This is a genomic window from Tissierellales bacterium (genome assembly GCA_035301805.1).
Classification (GTDB): Bacteria; Bacillota; Clostridia; order Tissierellales; family DATGTQ01; genus DATGTQ01.
Genome location: DATGTQ010000079.1, coordinates 23,156 through 39,965, shown reverse-complemented (window position 1 = coordinate 39,965; position 16,810 = coordinate 23,156). Strand labels below are relative to the sequence as shown.

19 protein-coding genes are annotated in these 16,810 nt (G+C 29.2%); all 19 read right to left on the bottom strand.

Annotation, left to right across the window (positions count from 1 at the left end):
* Window positions 1-42: 42 nt before the first annotated feature.
* Complete coding sequence (locus VK071_03570) at window positions 43-1,266, bottom strand: NAD(P)/FAD-dependent oxidoreductase (protein HLR34392.1); 1,224 nt, start codon at window positions 1,264-1,266, stop codon at window positions 43-45.
* Window positions 1,259-1,885, bottom strand: a complete 627-nt coding sequence (locus VK071_03565) for a histidine phosphatase family protein (GenBank protein ID HLR34391.1) — start codon at window positions 1,883-1,885, stop codon at window positions 1,259-1,261. The genes VK071_03570 and VK071_03565 overlap by 8 nt, the downstream gene beginning before the upstream one ends.
* 274 nt (window positions 1,886-2,159) lie before the next feature.
* Window positions 2,160-3,047 (bottom strand): MurR/RpiR family transcriptional regulator, encoded by an 888-nt coding sequence (locus VK071_03560; protein HLR34390.1) that lies wholly within the window; start codon window positions 3,045-3,047, stop codon window positions 2,160-2,162.
* An 18-nt stretch (window positions 3,048-3,065) separates the two neighbouring features.
* Window positions 3,066-3,605, bottom strand: coding sequence for a 2-oxoacid:acceptor oxidoreductase family protein (locus tag VK071_03555; protein HLR34389.1), 540 nt, complete (start codon window positions 3,603-3,605; stop codon window positions 3,066-3,068).
* Between the two features lie 13 nt (window positions 3,606-3,618).
* On the bottom strand, window positions 3,619-4,428 hold the full coding sequence (locus tag VK071_03550; GenBank protein HLR34388.1) for a 2-oxoacid:ferredoxin oxidoreductase subunit beta: 810 nt from the start codon (window positions 4,426-4,428) through the stop codon (window positions 3,619-3,621).
* Between the two features lie 3 nt (window positions 4,429-4,431).
* Window positions 4,432-5,568: a 2-oxoacid:acceptor oxidoreductase subunit alpha gene (locus VK071_03545; GenBank protein ID HLR34387.1), complete on the bottom strand. Its 1,137-nt coding sequence runs from the start codon at window positions 5,566-5,568 to the stop codon at window positions 4,432-4,434.
* Between the two features lies 1 nt (window position 5,569).
* Window positions 5,570-5,770, bottom strand: a complete 201-nt coding sequence (locus VK071_03540) for a 4Fe-4S binding protein (protein HLR34386.1) — start codon at window positions 5,768-5,770, stop codon at window positions 5,570-5,572.
* A 407-nt stretch (window positions 5,771-6,177) separates the two neighbouring features.
* A complete protein-coding gene (locus VK071_03535; GenBank protein ID HLR34385.1) occupies window positions 6,178-7,575 on the bottom strand; it encodes an oxaloacetate decarboxylase subunit alpha in 1,398 nt (465 codons plus the stop codon).
* 1 nt (window position 7,576) lies between these two features.
* Window positions 7,577-8,203, bottom strand: a complete 627-nt coding sequence (locus VK071_03530) for a class I SAM-dependent methyltransferase (protein HLR34384.1) — start codon at window positions 8,201-8,203, stop codon at window positions 7,577-7,579.
* Window positions 8,204-8,341: 138 nt separating this feature from the next.
* Window positions 8,342-9,049, bottom strand: a complete 708-nt coding sequence (locus tag VK071_03525; GenBank protein ID HLR34383.1) for a pseudouridine synthase — start codon at window positions 9,047-9,049, stop codon at window positions 8,342-8,344.
* A 37-nt stretch (window positions 9,050-9,086) separates the two neighbouring features.
* A complete protein-coding gene (locus VK071_03520; GenBank protein ID HLR34382.1) occupies window positions 9,087-10,364 on the bottom strand; it encodes an FAD-dependent oxidoreductase in 1,278 nt (425 codons plus the stop codon).
* Window positions 10,365-10,380: 16 nt separating this feature from the next.
* The gene (locus VK071_03515; protein ID HLR34381.1) at window positions 10,381-11,325 is read right to left on the bottom strand and encodes a sulfide/dihydroorotate dehydrogenase-like FAD/NAD-binding protein; all 945 of its coding nucleotides are present in this window, start codon (window positions 11,323-11,325) and stop codon (window positions 10,381-10,383) included.
* Between the two features lie 79 nt (window positions 11,326-11,404).
* Window positions 11,405-12,514, bottom strand: a complete 1,110-nt coding sequence (locus VK071_03510; protein HLR34380.1) for a D-alanyl-D-alanine carboxypeptidase family protein — start codon at window positions 12,512-12,514, stop codon at window positions 11,405-11,407.
* Window positions 12,495-12,920: a GerW family sporulation protein gene (ytfJ, locus tag VK071_03505; GenBank protein HLR34379.1), complete on the bottom strand. Its 426-nt coding sequence runs from the start codon at window positions 12,918-12,920 to the stop codon at window positions 12,495-12,497. The genes VK071_03510 and ytfJ overlap by 20 nt, the downstream gene beginning before the upstream one ends.
* Window positions 12,901-13,467, bottom strand: coding sequence for a DUF2953 domain-containing protein (locus VK071_03500; protein HLR34378.1), 567 nt, complete (start codon window positions 13,465-13,467; stop codon window positions 12,901-12,903). The genes ytfJ and VK071_03500 overlap by 20 nt, the downstream gene beginning before the upstream one ends.
* 69 nt (window positions 13,468-13,536) lie before the next feature.
* Entirely contained in the window at window positions 13,537-14,073 is a 537-nt protein-coding gene (gene scpB, locus VK071_03495; GenBank protein ID HLR34377.1) for an SMC-Scp complex subunit ScpB, read from the bottom strand.
* Between the two features lie 15 nt (window positions 14,074-14,088).
* The gene (locus tag VK071_03490; protein ID HLR34376.1) at window positions 14,089-14,832 is read right to left on the bottom strand and encodes a segregation/condensation protein A; all 744 of its coding nucleotides are present in this window, start codon (window positions 14,830-14,832) and stop codon (window positions 14,089-14,091) included.
* Between the two features lie 14 nt (window positions 14,833-14,846).
* Window positions 14,847-15,440 carry a site-2 protease family protein gene (locus tag VK071_03485; GenBank protein ID HLR34375.1) on the bottom strand — a complete coding sequence of 198 codons (594 nt, stop codon included), beginning with the start codon at window positions 15,438-15,440 and terminating at the stop codon, window positions 14,847-14,849.
* A gap of 156 nt (window positions 15,441-15,596) precedes the next feature.
* A complete protein-coding gene (locus VK071_03480; protein HLR34374.1) occupies window positions 15,597-16,757 on the bottom strand; it encodes a D-alanyl-D-alanine carboxypeptidase family protein in 1,161 nt (386 codons plus the stop codon).
* Window positions 16,758-16,810: the final 53 nt, after the last annotated feature.

Sequence of the window (16,810 nt, the reverse complement as noted above, 5' to 3'; positions counted from 1 at the left end):
TATAAATATAATATGCAATATTAAAAGAAATAATGTATCTAACTACACATTATTCCCTGCTAAATAGCCAGTAGAATATGCAATTTGTAAATTATATCCTCCCGTTAATGCATCTACATCAATAATTTCACCAGAAAAAAACAAACCCTTTTTTAATTTAGATTCCATAGTAGAAGAATTAATCTCCAATGTTGAGACACCACCAGAAGTAACTATAGCCTCCTTAATTGGTCTAAAGCCTAAAGTATTTAGTGGAAAATTTTTAATAGTTTTAACTAATTCATATCTTTCTTTTTTTGTAACTTGATGAATAAATTTATTTCCATCTATACCTGCATTATTTAATATAATAGGAATCATCTTTTTAGGTAATAAATCAACTAGACCATTTTCTATATATTTGTTCTTGTATATATCAAAATCTCTTAATATTCTCTTTTCTAATTTTTCATTTGTAAGAGCTGGTTTTAAATCTAAATATAAACTTATTTCTCTTAAAGAATATTTGTTTAAATAACTACTTAGAGATAGAACTATAGGCCCAGATATACCAAAATGGGTAAATATCATTTCACCAAATTCATCATAAATAACTTTATTATCTTTCTTAGCAGACAAGGTAACATTTTTTAATGTTAATCCTTGTAGTGAGGATAACCACTTATCTTTTAATTCAATAGGAATTAGACCAGGTCTTATGCTTTCAATTGTATGACCAAAATTTTTAGCGAATTTATAGCCGTCTCCTGTTGAACCAGTAAAAGGATAAGATTGTCCACCAGTAGCTAATATAATTTTATTAAAATAATATTCGTCTTCACTATCCAGTGTAACTATAAAACCATTACCTTTTGAATTGACAGAAACTACATTACTATTTAAAACTATATTTGCTTTTTTATCTTTTAGAAAAAGTTTCAGTGTATTAATTACATCACTTGATTTATCTGTAGATGGAAAAACTCTGTTTCCTCTTTCTACCTTACTCTGTAACCCATATTCTTCTAATAATTCTATAATATTATAATTAGAAAAGCTATAAAATGCACTATATAAAAACTCCCTATTAGTTACTACGTTATCGAAAAAATCTTCTATGGGAGAATTATTCGTTATATTACATCTACCTTTACCTGTTATATATAGTTTTTTTCCTAGCTTTTCATTCTTTTCAAATAGAGTGACATCTTTATTTCTAGCTGCAGCATATCCAGCAGAGATCATTCCAGCTGGTCCACCGCCAATAATAGCAACTTTATCAGTCATTATAAACATTATCCTCTCGTAGGTGATTAATATCATTGAATAATTTTAAAATATTATTGTATTGTCTAAATTCAACAATACTTAAACTAACATTATTTAGTGAAAACCTGCTAAAACTAGAAATATCTAAATCTAAAAGAACTAATAATATCGCTTTTAAAAATGCTCCATGACTTACAATAAGCACATTCTCCAGTTCTTTATTGCTTAAAATAATATCTAAAGCTTTTTTAGCCCGTTCCTTTAGTTCTTCTACTGTTTCTACTTTCTCTAGTTTAAGCTTATGGGGGGTCTTTAACCATAATTTATATTCTTCACCATAATTATTTATTATTTCTTCTATATCTAAACCCTCCCAAGGTCCAAATTTAATTTCTCGTAATTCCTTCAATTTTACAATATTAATTTTATTTTCAGCTCCTACTATTTTAGCTGTCTCATATGCCCTTGATAAATCACTACTATATATAGCATCAATTTCTTGGTTATTTAGTCTTTTAGCTAATTTTTCTGCCTGCTTAATGCCTTTCTGTGTTAAATCAATATTTTGTTGCCCTTGTACCTTTTTTAATACATTCCATTTTGATTCACCATGTCTTGTTAAATAAATTTTTTTCATTTTAATCACCTTTTATATTATTAATTGTTTTTATTATTTTATTTTCATTAATTTACTAAAATTTATTATACCAGATTTTTATATTTTTTTCTTATTTTAAATATGAGATAACTGATTTAGTTAAAAAATAGTTTAAAAAATAGATTAAATAATAATATAGTATGTATCATTTATGATAACATTTGATATGATATCATAGGTTTTGCCTACAAAATTCCCTATTAAAACAACAATTAATTGAAAAAATAAATAAAAGGGTCATACATAGACCCTTTTATTTATTTAGATTATTATTTCTATTACTAATTCCATAAACATTATGTTTTTCCCATATTGCTTCTAGATCCTCAAAATATTTTGTAATGCCTTCCTCTTTTTCCATAGCAACTCCAACTATAAGTGCATTAATTAAACTCATAGGAGCCACTAAGGAGTCTACAAAGGATACCATATTACTTCCAGCTATAAGAGTTATATCTGCTATTTGTGCAGCTGGTGAAACTAAACTATCAGTTATGCCAATTATTTTACAGCCTTTTTCCTTAGCATAATCTAGAGCCTCTAATGTTCTTTTAGAATACCGTGGATAACTTATTCCAATAACTACATCATTTTCTGTAGCTTTTAATAATTGTTCAAAAACATCACTTGGTGCAGATGTTACAACTTTCACATTATCAACTATAAAATTAAAATAAAATCCTAAATAGCCTGCTAGAAAAGCAGAACTTCTAAGGCCTAATACATAAACTGTTTTAGCTTTTAAAATATTTTCAATAGCTATGTCAAAGTTTTCATAATCTAATTCATCAATGGTACTTCTAATATTATCCATATCCTTTTTTAATACTTTTTTCATTGAATTATCTTTTGTATCTAAATAACTATCTGTTAAACTTATTCTTTGTACAGTAGTTAATTTATTTTTAACTAATTCTTGTAATTCATTTTGTAATTCTCTATAACCTTTATAACCTAAAGTATTGGCAAATCTAACTACTGTAGATTCACTAACACCAACAGTTTCACCTAATTTTGATGCTGTCATAAAAGCAGCTTTGTCGTAATTTTCTATGATATATTCAGCAATAAGTTTTTGGCCTTTGCTTAGTTTATTGAAATTTGTTTGTAGGAGCTTTATTAAGTTAACGTAATTTTCCATATTAATCTTCCTTAATCTTTAATCTTTTATATCTAATATTAAGTTAAATCCATATTCAAGAGCCTTTTTATTAAGCTCTTCCGTTCCCTTAGGAACTCTATTTAATACAGCTTTTTCTAGGGAATCTTTACTAACAACATTAGTTAATTCATATATAGTGCCTAGAGCCACAATATTTGCAACCATAGGTTTTTTTAATTTATTCTCTGCAATATCTAGTATAGGAACTTTATACACTTTACATTTATCTTTGTCAACTTTTTTAGTTATATTATTATCAAGTATAAGTACACCATTTTCTTTTAAACTACCTATATATTTATCATAAGCCACTTCAGTTAGGCATAATAGAATATCACTATCGCCAATCTTTGGATAATTTATTTCATCCTCACTTATTATAACCTCCGATTTACTTGCACCACCTCTGGCCTCTGGCCCATAGGATTGAGATTGAACAACATTTTTTCCATCATCTAAAGCTGCTTCCGCAAGTATGATTCCTGCTAAAATTAGCCCTTGTCCCCCAGAACCACTTAGTCTTAATTCTTTATGCATTACATATCCCCCCTTAAAAGGATTCTATTAATTTTTTATATTTCTCAGTATATTCTGGTCGACTAGTTTTAAATAATTCTCCAACAACTATTTTACCATCCTTTTTTTCTGTTGGTAATTTTTCGTAGGCCTTAATATTTATAGAACAATTTTTTATAAATTCCATCATATCCACTGGATCGCCTTTTTTATTTCTACGTCCATAGTAAGTAGGACAGGTAGTCAATGTTTCAATGAAAGAGAATCCTTTATTCTTTATACCACCTTCAGCTAGCTTAGTTATCATATTTGCATTATATACTGTAGCTCTTCCTACATAAGTTGCCCCAGCAGCTTCGGAAAGCTTACAAAGGTCGAAATTACTATCAATATTTCCATAAGGTGCAGTAGTACCTTTGTCTCCTGTAGGAGTTGTAGGTGAATATTGGCCTCCCGTCATACCATAAATATTATTATTATATACAATAGTAGTAATATCAATATTCCTTCTTGCCGCATGGATTAAATGGTTTCCGCCTATGGCAGCACTATCTCCATCTCCAGTTATTACTATAACTGTTAATTCTGGATTGGCAAATTTTATACCTGTAGCAAATGCAAGAGCTCTACCATGAGTTGTATGTATGGTATTAAAATCTAAATAACCAGAAGCCCTTGAAGAACAACCAATACCAGAAACTATACATACTTTATCTTTTTCTAGCCCAAGATTATCAATAGCTTTTACAATACTTCTTGTAACTATTCCATTTCCACAACCGGGACACCAAATATGAGGTAATTTATTTGCTCTATAATACTTTTCTACTAATTCACTTGGCATCTTTTATACCTCCTTAATAACTGATAATATCTCTTCTGGAGTTATTAACTCTCCATCAACACGACCATATTTATGAACTTCTGTATTCTTACCTGCAACCCTATCAACTTCTAAAAAGTACTGACCTAAGTTCATTTCTATAACAACTATTTTCTTAACTTTCTTTGACAATTCTTTAAGTTTCTTCTCTGGAGAAGGCCAAATAGTTATAGGTCTAAATAACCCTACTTTTAAACCAGATTCTCTTCCCATATCTATAGCGGATTTTGCAGATCTAGAAGTAGAGCCATAGGCAACTATTGCTATGTCAGCATCCCTAAGTTTGTACTCCTCATATTCAACAATGTCATCTGCATTATCTTCAATTTTATTTACAAGTCTCTTAATAGACATTTCAGCAACCTGTTTATCATTAGTTGGAAATCCTGTCTTGTCATGTACAAGTCCTGTAACATGAAATCTATATCCTTCACCATAGGCTGCCATAGGTGGAACTAAATCTCCTTCTTTAACTTCATAAGGATTATATTCACCTAAATTCTCTTCAGGTTTTTTTCTATTTATAATTTCTATAGTATCCTCTTTTGGAATTTCAATTTTTTCTCTCATATGCCCAATTACTTCATCCATTAAGAGCATTACTGGTGTTCTGTATTTTTCAGCTAAATTAAAAGCACGTATTGTAATATCATAAATTTCTCTAACTGTAGATGGATATAAAGCAATAACTGGATGATCACCGTGAGTACCCCATCTAGCTTGCATCATATCCCCTTGTGCAGGAGCTGTCGGCAATCCTGTACTCGGACCACCTCTTTGAACATTAACGATTACACAGGGTACTTCTGCCATTGCGGCATAGCCTAAGTTTTCTTGTTTTAATGAAAAGCCTGGTCCACTAGTTGCTGTCATGGACTTATACCCTGCTAAAGAAGCACCAATAATCGCCCCCATACTCGCTATTTCATCTTCCATTTGAATAAACTTACCTTTTATTGCAGGTAATTTAGCAGCAGAAATTTCAGCAATTTCTGTAGAAGGAGTTATTGGATAGCCGGCATAAAATCTCATTCCAGCAGCTATTGCACCTTCTACACAAGCCTCATTGCCTTGCATAAGTCTTACGCTATTATTAGACATGCTATTCCCCCCTTAAATAAATTGCATAATCAGGACATCTTAATTCACATTGCCCACATCTAATACAATCATCACCATTTTTAATATTTACTTTACCATCTTTTATTTCAAGTACATCTTTAGGACAAAATGCTACACATATTCTACACCCTTTACACCAATTTTTGTCTATGTAAAGCGTTTTCATAGCTTTTGTAGCCATTAATTTTCCTCCTTATTAATGTATTTAGTAAAGAACTACCTTTAATTAGATAATACCAAAGATATATATTATATGCAAGATTTATTTCATTTTTTATTCATTTAAGTAAAATATGCAAGATTTATTTCATCCATTCCTAATTTATCAATACTTTTTAATAATTCTAAAGAAATACATATAAGATATCTATCTAAAATATATGAAAAAATATATATAAAATGCAAAATAGCGAATAGACAGTTGACATACTATCCATTCGCTATTTATTATATTTTAACTATCTTATACTTTTAACAATATACTTTATTGCTGTTAGTCAATATTTATTACTTTTGCGTATAATAAAATCATTGCTATTTAGGTATATGGGTTCTTCTCGTGTTTGTACTGTATTTAATTAATATTTTTTATACTGGATAAGTTTTAAGTTCGTTATCCACTAAATTGCTATCTATTTTATATTTCTCTGCTTGTCTATATTTAAAATAGTCAATAGCAACTGATGGAAATAAAGCATAACTTAAAACATCTTCATCTTGTTCAATATATTCTTTAATATCGTCTCTAAGTGTATCTAATTCCGGTTTTAATAAGTCTGCAGGTCTACCGGTGTAGACATATTCATTTCCTATTATTTTTTCTTCTACTTCTTTTTTAATAGGAACTGTTGGTTTCCCATATAAGCCTTTAACATAGTTTTTAGCCTCTTTTGGTACTACTTTATATCTTTCACCTAATACTACATTAAAAACCGATTGTGTACCTACTATTTGGCTCATAGGAGTTACTAATGGTGGATATCCTAAATCTTCTCTTACTTTAGGCACCTCTTCCAGTACTTCTTCAAACTTGTCTAAAGCTCCTTGTCCATCTAATTGAGATACTAAATTAGATATCATTCCACCAGGCACTTGATATTTCAATGTTTTTGCATTTACCATTAATACTTTCTCACTTAATAAACCGTCCCTTTTATATTTTTCCTTTATACCATTAAAATAATCGGAAATCTCTAGTAATAAATCCATATCAAGACCAGAATCATAGGGTGAATTTCTTAAAGATGCAACCATGGACTCTGTAGCTGGTTGACTTGTTCCCATACCAAAAGGTGAAAAGGCTGTATCTATAATATCCGCCCCTGCTTCTATAGCCTTCATATAGGTTTGATTAGCTATTCCGCTTGTAAAATGGGAATGTATTTGAATTGGTATAGAAATTTCTTTTTTCATTTTAGTTATCAATTCTTCAGCAACATAAGGAAGTAATATACCTGACATATCCTTAATACATATAGAGTCTGCTCCCATACCTTCAAATTCTTTTGCCAAATCCACATAATAATCAATATTATGAACCGGACTTACAGTGTAAGAAATAGCTGCTTGCGCATGTCCACCATATTTATTTGTTGCTTTAATAGAAGTTTTTAAATTTCTTGGATCATTTAATGCATCGAAAATTCTCATTATGTCTATACCATTTTCAATAGACTTTTTAACGAATTCTTCAACAACATCATCTGAATAATGTCTGTAGCCTAATAAGTTTTGTCCCCTTAATAACATTTGAAATTTTGTGTTCTCAAACGCCTTCCTCAGCGTTCTCAATCTTTCCCATGGATCCTCATTTAAAAAACGTAAACAAGAATCAAAAGTTGCCCCTCCCCATACCTCTAAAGAATGAAAACCTACCTTATCTAATTTCTCAGCTATAGGTAACATTTCATCAGTTTTCATCCTAGTTGCAATTAGTGATTGGTGCGCATCTCTTAAAATTGTTTCTGTTATCTTTACTCCAGACATTTTAGCCCTCCTTAAAAGATCGTTTTTCTACGCCATATAATATAGGCGGATTATTTATTTGATTTATAAACTTATATTTTAAAACATTATATTCTTTTTGATTCAGTTCCTTAAGGTAATTTTCTACAGCTTCTTTTTCCTCTAAACCACCACTATGGCCTATATAAGAAATAATCAATAATAAACCATTATCTACTAAAAGTTTCAAAGATTTCTCCATGGCCATTATAGTAGTGCCTGGCAAAGTAGTTATTTTTTTATCTCCTTTAGGTAAAAAACCTAAATTAAAAACAACAAGTTTTACCTTTTCCTTCACATACTCATCCATAGTCTCATGGCCAGAATTTATAAGCGTAACCCTATTGTTAAAGCCTGCCTTTTCTAATGCCTGCTTTGTTCTATTTATAGCCGTTTTTTGTATATCAAAACCATAAACTTTTCCTTCATCTCCTATTAAGTTAGCCATGTATAAAGTGTCATTTCCATTTCCAACAGTTGCATCTATTACTGTATCCCCATTATAAATTGCTAAATCCATTAAAGCCTTTGATATATTAAGAACGTTATTCATATATTTATATTTCACTTCTATCGCTCCTACAACAATAATAAAAGTCTCTTCTTTTATGCTACATGTTTAATATACCATAATTATATTTTAAGACAACTATATATAATTTTTTAGAAGTCCAAGAACATTATAACAATATAGTCGGTAATTTAAAAGGCAAAAAGATAGCATTAGAGCAAATTTATTGTTCTAATGCTAAAAGCTTTTAATATATTCAATTTCTCCTTCCCTTAAAAATCTCCATTCTCCTATATTTAAAGATTCTAAATTTATTTCTCCTATACTAACTCTTTTTAAATTAATTATTGGATGATTTATTGCTTCACACATTTTTCTTACCTGTCTATTTCTTCCTTCATGTATTGTAATTTTAAGAATTGAACTTTCCACATTTTCTTTTAAAATTTTGACTTTAGCTGGCCAAGTTTTATACCCATCAATTATTAAACCTTCTCCAAACCTTTTAATTTCATCTTCTGTCGGTATTCCCTTAACTTCTCCAATATATGTTTTATCAACTTCAAAACTAGGATGAGTCATTTTATAAGTTACATCACCATCATTAGTTAATAAAAGAAGTCCTGAAGTGTCATAATCCAGTCTACCTACTGGGTATATTCTTTCCTCCACTCCTTTAACTAAATCTAGGACTGTTTTTCTATTAAATTCATCCTTTACTGTAGTAACATAATCAATAGGTTTATTTAACACAATATAAATCATAGTATTTTCCATATTAATTCTTTTATTGTCAACTTGAATAATATCTTCCTTAGGATTTATTTTAGTGCCTAATTTTGTAACCTTCTTTCCATTGACCTTAACCCTTCCATCTAGGATTACTTTTTCCGATTTTCTTCTAGAAGCAACACCTGCCTGTGCCATGTATTTTTGTAATCTCATAATTTTCCCCTTTCATTTTTCTTTAGTAGTTATTTTATTAAATTTGCGAGTTATACAGATTTAATAATCCGGTGCCTTTAACCCGTTTACTTATATCCTCTATATTCATAGTATATAAATTTTGTTTTTTCATTCTTTCAAAATAACTTCCACCGGCAAAAGTATATCTATCTTTTAAGCCTTCCTCAGTACCCATAACTTTGTTAGTATAACTAATTATATCCCCTATGGCCAAATCTATTGGTATTTCAACTAAGGGTTCATTTTTTATAAACCGTACACTATTGTGACCGGCTAAGCTTCCTGTAGATATAGCTTCTGTATGGCCCACAAATAAACCTGCCTTTTCCCCTCCACAAAATAAGTTCTTTATGCCCTTAACTTTCATTTTATTATCCCTAGGTGCCATTGAAATATACCTTATAGAGTTTCCTATGCCACCAGAATAAGGATCCTCATATTTAGCTTTTTCCAAGCCTTTTATCTTCCTTAGTTCTTCTAATGGATAAAACGAAGTCATTATTTTTGCTTGACCAGTATCTAAAAGTATAATATTTTCAGCATATTCCTTTAAGGCATATTGTTGACATACTTTTTTATCTAATTTATCAAAATTTATATCTTCTGAAGGAACAGGTAGTATAGCAACACCAGTACTATTTAGTTTTTCCCTTATTTCTTTACTAAGAGAATCCTTATTTAATTTGCAAGAACCACTAAAGGCCCCTACAGTTCCATCTTTTTTTAATCCAACTATATCATCAATACCAGCTTTATTATTAATACTTATTCTTGGACCAAAGGTTGGACATCTTAAAATACACATAGAGCATCCGTTACCATATTTAAGACAATTACCCATAGGTCCTGTACTTCCTGTAGTTTCAATAAACACATCTCCATATACAGTGCTTTCATCACTTAATACTATTCCTGTAATTTCATTATCCTTCATTATAACATCTGTAGCCCTTTTTTTAAATATTAGTTCTATATTCATATCTATAAGCAGTCTTCGCACTTCTGGTTCAATTTCATTCACATCATATAAACTAGCATGGCTATGACCTGGAAAATCTATATTTTTATGCCTTGAAAATTTATCAGTTATTTCAAAAAGTTCTTTTGCACCTAATAATATATTTTCTTCTGTAGCTGTAAACCTACCATTATTTCTCATTATACCACCAACATTACCTAAACCTAGCAGCATATCTGTTCTTTCAATAAGTATTACTTCAGCCCCAGCCTTTTTAGCAGTAATACTTGCCGCACAACCGGACCAACCACCACCTATAATTACAACCTTAGACATATACAAATACCCCCTCTTAATACAATTTATTTGGAGCTACAAGAGATTTACACAATTTTGTCTTTGTTCCATCTATGGTTTTCACCATACATGACCCACATACTCCCTCACCGCAACAAAGGATACCATTATTTGAAGTTAAGAAATATGGTTTCTCGTCTAAAAGACTTATCTTACTACTTATCCTCCTGTGTAACATATTGGAACCTCCACTTAGCACAAGGCTAAATTTTTCTTTTTTTAGTATACTTTCCAAGAAGGTACTTCCTTCCTTTGTAAATAAATCCAGCTCTTTTATAATTACTTTATCCATATCATCAAAAAAATCATAAAAATATAAACTATTTAGCTTTCCTTTATCTAATATAATATATACCTTATTATTATTAGATATTAATTTTTCAGTTGCTAATAAAATCGAAGATTGTCCAATACCTCTTGCTATAACTAAAGATTTTGAATTAGTAATATTTTTTAAATTCCTACTTCCTAGGATTCCATGCCAATAAGGCCCTCTTATATTAATTTCATATTTATCCCTTAAGCTTTTAGTTTTACATCCAAGTTCCTGATATACTATATAAATATTTGCTTCTGAGTCTATTTTAAAAATAGACATAGGAGTTTTAAAATAATCTTCATCTTTAATTCCTTTAATAAAAACATAAGATCCCGGTTCCATTAAATTCTTAACTAAATCTTTTTCCGTCTTTATTTTAATAATAACTACACCATTCTCTAGTATCTTTTTATCAATTATCTTTCCTTTATAATTTTTCCTACTAAGAGAAACTTTTTCTAGATTATTTATATATTCATTTAAAATACAAACACCATTCCATTGACAATCACAAAATTCTTCCCCCCTTAATTGAGAACATGAAATACAATTTTTAGTTTCAGCTAAATAGCAAGGACAATATTCACTGCCAGCATCTACACATTTCCAATATTTAACCATCTTTTTTTGCCCCCTTTATTGCTCTTTCTACTAGATTATTAATATTAATTATTTATGTTACAAAAATAAGAACCTAATCTTATAGGTTCTTAAGCATCTTTTCTAAAATATTCAATTTATTTATGTTTTCTTTAGTTATCATCTTTTCAGTATGAATTAGTTTTCCATCTAAGTACACAGATATTTCTCCTATTTCTTCTCCTTTTTTAATGGGAGCCTCTATTCCTGGTGGCAATTTATAGAAAACCGTTATTTTGTCTATCTCTTCTTTTCTTAAAGGATAAGTGAAACTATTTTTAGTAACTATCGGTACCTTATCTTTATTTCCGTTAATAACTTCTACATTTTCAACATACTGACCTGCATCATATATAATTACCTGAGAAAAATTTTGGAATCCATAATCTAAAAGTTCATAGCAATCATTAAACCAGTTCCCATCATTTAATACTGTAGATATTAATTGTAAATCATTCCTAGTTGCACTAGCAACTAAGCATCTACCAGCTTTTTTTGTATAACCAGTCTTTACCCCATCTCCCCCTTCATATTGCCATAGGGTTTTATTTTTATTATAAAAATATTGATTTTTTTCCCTATTTGCAACCCATTTTTGAGTTTTAACAATTTTATTGAAATTCTCATTTTTTAAGGCTGCTCTTGTAATAATGGTTAGATCATAGGAAGTAGTGTAATGATTTTCATCACTAAGGCCATGGGGATTAGTAAAGTTTGTATTTCTTGCACCGATTTCCTTTGCCTTCTTATTCATCAATTCAACAAATCCATCAACAGAACCTCCTATAAACTCAGCAATAGCTATTGCCGCATCATTACCTGATCTAAGCATTAATCCATATAATAAATCTTCTAAAGAAATTTCCTCTTCCTCATATAGATATATACTTGACCCTTCTATTCCAACACTGCTTTTTTTAATAGTTACTATATCGTCTAAATTTCCATTTTCAAGAGCAACCAAAGCAGTCATAATTTTGGTGGTGCTAGCCATAGATAATTCTGAATAGGGATTATATTCATATAATACTCTTCCAGAATCAGTATCCATTAATATAACCCCTTCACCATGTACTTTTACACCATCAGCATAACCTATCGTACCGCTAAATAGTAGTAAGCAAACTCCTATAGATAATATTATATATTTCTTATTCATTTTCATCATCATATGAATTATTTTTTACCTTTATTGTAGTTTCATTATCTTTCTTATTATTTATCATATTTTGTACATTATTTGACATAGAATTCATAAAATCGAAGAAACTACTTAAAGCATTATTTCCTTCATCTACAGGCATTAGCTTAATTTGTTCATTGCCAACTACTATAAAACCAACTGGTTGCAGTGATACTCCGGCTCCACTACCTCCTCCAAATGGATGCTTATCTGCCTCTATTTCACTTATATTTTTATTAAAAGGCGCGAAATTAAATTCACTACCTCCAGATGCAAAACCAAAAGATACTTTTGAAACTGGTATAATTACTAAACCATCAGGAGATTGAACAGGGTCTCCTACTATAGTATTTACATCAATCATTTCCTTTAAATTATCCATAGTTGTTTTCATTAAACCTTCTATTGGGTGTTCCGACAACTCTTTCACCACCTTTATTTCGTATTAAAATCCATAGACCTATAATAATAATATGAACAACTTTAGTTTTAATTATGCAAATAACTTCCGTATTAAATTTATTTTTATTAAATTCTGGCACCACATTAATAAAAAAATCTTCAATAGGTTTATCCCTAAAGAAGAAAGCTACAACATTATACTTTATAGACCATAAGGTTCCTGTGCTAATAGCAGTTGTTGCTGCATTATTAAATCCTACAATAGTAGTCCATTTAAATTGCAAAACTTTTGATTTTTTTAAAAAATATATAATATATTTTTTATTTAGAAAGATATTATCTAAATAGTTATTTTTCTCTTTATTTTTACTACTATTTTTATCCTTATTCTTAAAACTTACAGGTAGGTTAATTAAATCTTTTAGTAGTGTAATTTTTACAACTAATTTGCTCCTATTTTCATTATTAAATTTTATTTTTATATTAATTGGTAAAAATAATATGATTAATAAAATGGCAATCAATATTATCCATAGCATTTTCTCACCTCTTTTAATATTGCTATTAGTTATGATGCCATAAAAAAAGAAAAATAATACATATATGTATTATTTTTCTCCAATAATATCTTCTTCTATATTATTAAGAGGTGGCAATTCCTTTAAATCTTTTAAACCAAAATACTGTAAAAACCTACTTGTAGTTCCATATATAATAGGTCTTCCAGTTCTATCTAACCTACCTCTCTCTTCAATAAGTTTTTTATTAACAAGAGTTTCTACTGCCTTATCACATCTAACACCTCTTATAGATTCAATTTCAGTCTTTGTTATTGGCTGACTATAGGCTATTATAGATAAGGTTTCAATAGCAGCATTAGAAAGGCTTTTATTTTCCTTTGGAACACAAAGCTTTTTTATCCATTTAAAATGTTCATTTCGCGTTCCTAACTGATACCCATTGTCTATTTTGCTTATTTTTACACCTCTACGTTCATAATCAAATTCATCTATCATTTCATTAATTATTGTCTTTAACTCTTTCTCCTCTATATTTAATACATTAGCTATATCTTTTAAAGAAAGAGGATCCCCCCAAACAAATAACAAAGATTCAATTATTGATTTTATTTCTCTCTTATCCACTTTATAGGCACCTCTTTATTCAGTCTTTATAATTAGTATATCTGAAAAGTCTTCTTCTTGTATAATAGTTACATCCTTTAATCGGACAAGTTCTAAAATTGATAAAAAATTTACTACTATTTCCGTCCTAGTAACATTATCATGGAATAACTGAGTAAACTTAATACTACCCTTTCTTCTTAGTACATCTTTAACCTCTTTTATACATTCATCTAATGTAATTTCATCCCTATGTATTTCATCAAAATTTATTGGTTCATAATTCTTATTTTTATCCTTTAATATTTTATTTAAAGTTATAACTAATTGCTCCAATTCCAAATCTTCTAATATGTCCTCTTCCTCAGGTTCAATATGACTTAAATCTTCCTGAGGTTTATAAAATATTTTATTTTGTTTTTTTTCCCGTTGTCTCAACTTTTGGGAAACAACCTTATATCTTTTATATTCTAATAATCTTTTCACTAAATCATATCTAGGATCCTCTTGGGCTTCTTCTTTATCGCTATTATTCCTATCTTCACTTTTAATTTTAGGTAAAAGCATTTTCGATTTTATTTCTAATAATGTTGATGCCATAACTAAAAACTCACTAGTAACTTCTAAATCTAATTTTTGCATATTCTTTAAATATTTTATATATTGGTCAGTAATTTTACTTATAGGGATGTCATAAATATCTACTTCTGCTTTTTCTATTAAATGCAATAGTAAATCTAAAGGACCTTCAAATGTTTCTAATACTACTTTATACTCCATATTATTACCCCTAGTTAAGCAAATATTTTCATCATTATATTTAAAGTAAAGTCAATTAAAGGACTTAGTATTTTATCAACTGAATTAGTTAATATTAAAATAATTAGTATTAAACTTAAGTAGCGTTGGTTTTCATAAAAAAAGTATTCATATTTAGTAGGCAACAAGCTAGCAACTACCTTAGAACCGTCCAAAGGAGGAAATGGCAGTAAGTTAAATATTCCCAACATTATATTATACCAAATACCAATAATTAAAATCTGAGCCACTATTTCATTTGTAATAAAACCTATAGAAAGGATCCCTCCAAGTACCAATGCTAAAAGGAAATTAGTTAAAGGGCCAGCTAAAGATACTAGTATCATATCTCTTTTCCTATGTTTAAAATACATAGAATTAACAGGAACAGGCTTGGCCCATCCAAATTTAAAAATCAATAAAAATAAAAATCCTGTTAAATCGATATGTTTAATTGGATTTAAAGTTAAACGTCCTGCGTTTTTAGCAGTAGGATCCCCTAATTTATAGGCTGTATATCCATGGGCCACTTCATGAAAGATAATAGCCATAAATAAACCTGGTAAAGCAATAATTTTATTTAAAACCATATCAAACCCTCTTTCAAAATAATAAATTAATTCTATATTTTTAATTGACAATTCCCTTATATAATACTTTAAAATATAAATAACAAAGCTAGATATATTGTATAACTAAATAGAATAAAAAACAATTATATCTAGCTTATTATTTATATATTTCTATTAATACATATTAATTATCTTCTTTATCATATCTAAGACATTAGCCTTTTCAATCTTTTTTTCACATACTAAATCTACCTTATCAATTGTCTTTCCATCTATTTGCAAAATTAATTCTCCAATAACCCTATCTATTTCTATAGGTGCATCAATTGTCTCTGGTATGTTAATTTCTTTTTCTACATTTGATGAGGAACCTTCAGGTACAAGTATAAAACTGTCTCTTCCCAAGACAATATTAGTAAACTCTTCACTTCCTTTATTTACCTTTGTTTGAGCAACTATATCACCTTTTTTGCCTATAGTAACAGAGTTATAATTGTCAAAACCATAATCTAGAAGTCTTTTACTTTCTTCAAATCTAATCTTTGAATTTTCACAACCCAAGACCACTGATATTAACTGTAAATTACCCCTTTTTGCTGAACCAGAAAGACAAAATCCTGCCTCTTGAGTTGAACCTGTCTTAATTCCATTTGCTCCATCATAATCTTTTATTAATCTATTAGTATTTACTAAGCCTTGAACTATATCCTTATCCCTAGAAACTTTCATTTCAGCCATCCATAGCGTTAGCCAATCTTGTATTTTAGGGTATTTCATTAATTCCCTTGACATTATAGCTATATCATAAGCCGTAGTATAATGGTTATCATTTGGTAGGCCTGTAGCATTAGCAAAATTAGTATTTTCCATTCCTAACTCTTTTGCTCTTTTATTCATTAACTTTAAAAAGGCTGATTCACTTTTAGAAATATGTTCTCCCAGTGCTACACTAGCATCATTAGCCGATCTAAGGCTAATAGCCTTTATTAAATCATCTACTTTTTGTACTTCCCCCTCCTCCAAAAATACTTGGCTTCCTCCCATACTTTCAGCATTACCACTTATTATTACCTCATCATCTAAGCTTATTTTTCCATCTTCTATACTTTCCATTGCAATTAATAAAACCATTATTTTACTAATACTCGCTGGTGCTAATCTTTCATGAGGATTCTTCTCATATATTATTTCTCCTGTATTAAAATCCATTAATAAAGCTGATTTTGCATCAATATCAAAAACCTCTTCAGATTCTGCAGAACTTATATTTGGACTTAATAAAATTAGGATTATTGTTAAATATATTGAAATAAATCTTAATATTTTTCTACTCAATACATAACCTCCTATCTTTTTTATTTACATTTAGAATAACCATTAAATATTGT

What these genes read in the sequence shown, in the direction of transcription:
- VK071_03570 (HLR34392.1), bottom strand. Translation starts at nt 1,266, where the DNA reads ATGACTGATAAAGTTGCTATTATTGGCGGTGGACCAGCTGGAATGATC.
- VK071_03565 (HLR34391.1), bottom strand. Translation starts at nt 1,885, where the DNA reads ATGAAAAAAATTTATTTAACAAGACATGGTGAATCAAAATGGAATGTA.
- VK071_03560 (HLR34390.1), bottom strand. Translation starts at nt 3,047, where the DNA reads ATGGAAAATTACGTTAACTTAATAAAGCTCCTACAAACAAATTTCAAT.
- VK071_03555 (HLR34389.1), bottom strand. Translation starts at nt 3,605, where the DNA reads ATGCATAAAGAATTAAGACTAAGTGGTTCTGGGGGACAAGGGCTAATT.
- VK071_03550 (HLR34388.1), bottom strand. Translation starts at nt 4,428, where the DNA reads ATGCCAAGTGAATTAGTAGAAAAGTATTATAGAGCAAATAAATTACCT.
- VK071_03545 (HLR34387.1), bottom strand. Translation starts at nt 5,568, where the DNA reads ATGTCTAATAATAGCGTAAGACTTATGCAAGGCAATGAGGCTTGTGTA.
- VK071_03540 (HLR34386.1), bottom strand. Translation starts at nt 5,770, where the DNA reads ATGGCTACAAAAGCTATGAAAACGCTTTACATAGACAAAAATTGGTGT.
- VK071_03535 (HLR34385.1), bottom strand. Translation starts at nt 7,575, where the DNA reads ATGTCTGGAGTAAAGATAACAGAAACAATTTTAAGAGATGCGCACCAA.
- VK071_03525 (HLR34383.1), bottom strand. Translation starts at nt 9,049, where the DNA reads ATGAGATTACAAAAATACATGGCACAGGCAGGTGTTGCTTCTAGAAGA.
- VK071_03520 (HLR34382.1), bottom strand. Translation starts at nt 10,364, where the DNA reads ATGTCTAAGGTTGTAATTATAGGTGGTGGTTGGTCCGGTTGTGCGGCA.
- VK071_03515 (HLR34381.1), bottom strand. Translation starts at nt 11,325, where the DNA reads ATGGTTAAATATTGGAAATGTGTAGATGCTGGCAGTGAATATTGTCCT.
- VK071_03510 (HLR34380.1), bottom strand. Translation starts at nt 12,514, where the DNA reads ATGATGATGAAAATGAATAAGAAATATATAATATTATCTATAGGAGTT.
- ytfJ (HLR34379.1), bottom strand. Translation starts at nt 12,920, where the DNA reads ATGAAAACAACTATGGATAATTTAAAGGAAATGATTGATGTAAATACT.
- VK071_03500 (HLR34378.1), bottom strand. Translation starts at nt 13,467, where the DNA reads ATGCTATGGATAATATTGATTGCCATTTTATTAATCATATTATTTTTA.
- VK071_03490 (HLR34376.1), bottom strand. Translation starts at nt 14,832, where the DNA reads ATGGAGTATAAAGTAGTATTAGAAACATTTGAAGGTCCTTTAGATTTA.
- VK071_03485 (HLR34375.1), bottom strand. Translation starts at nt 15,440, where the DNA reads ATGGTTTTAAATAAAATTATTGCTTTACCAGGTTTATTTATGGCTATT.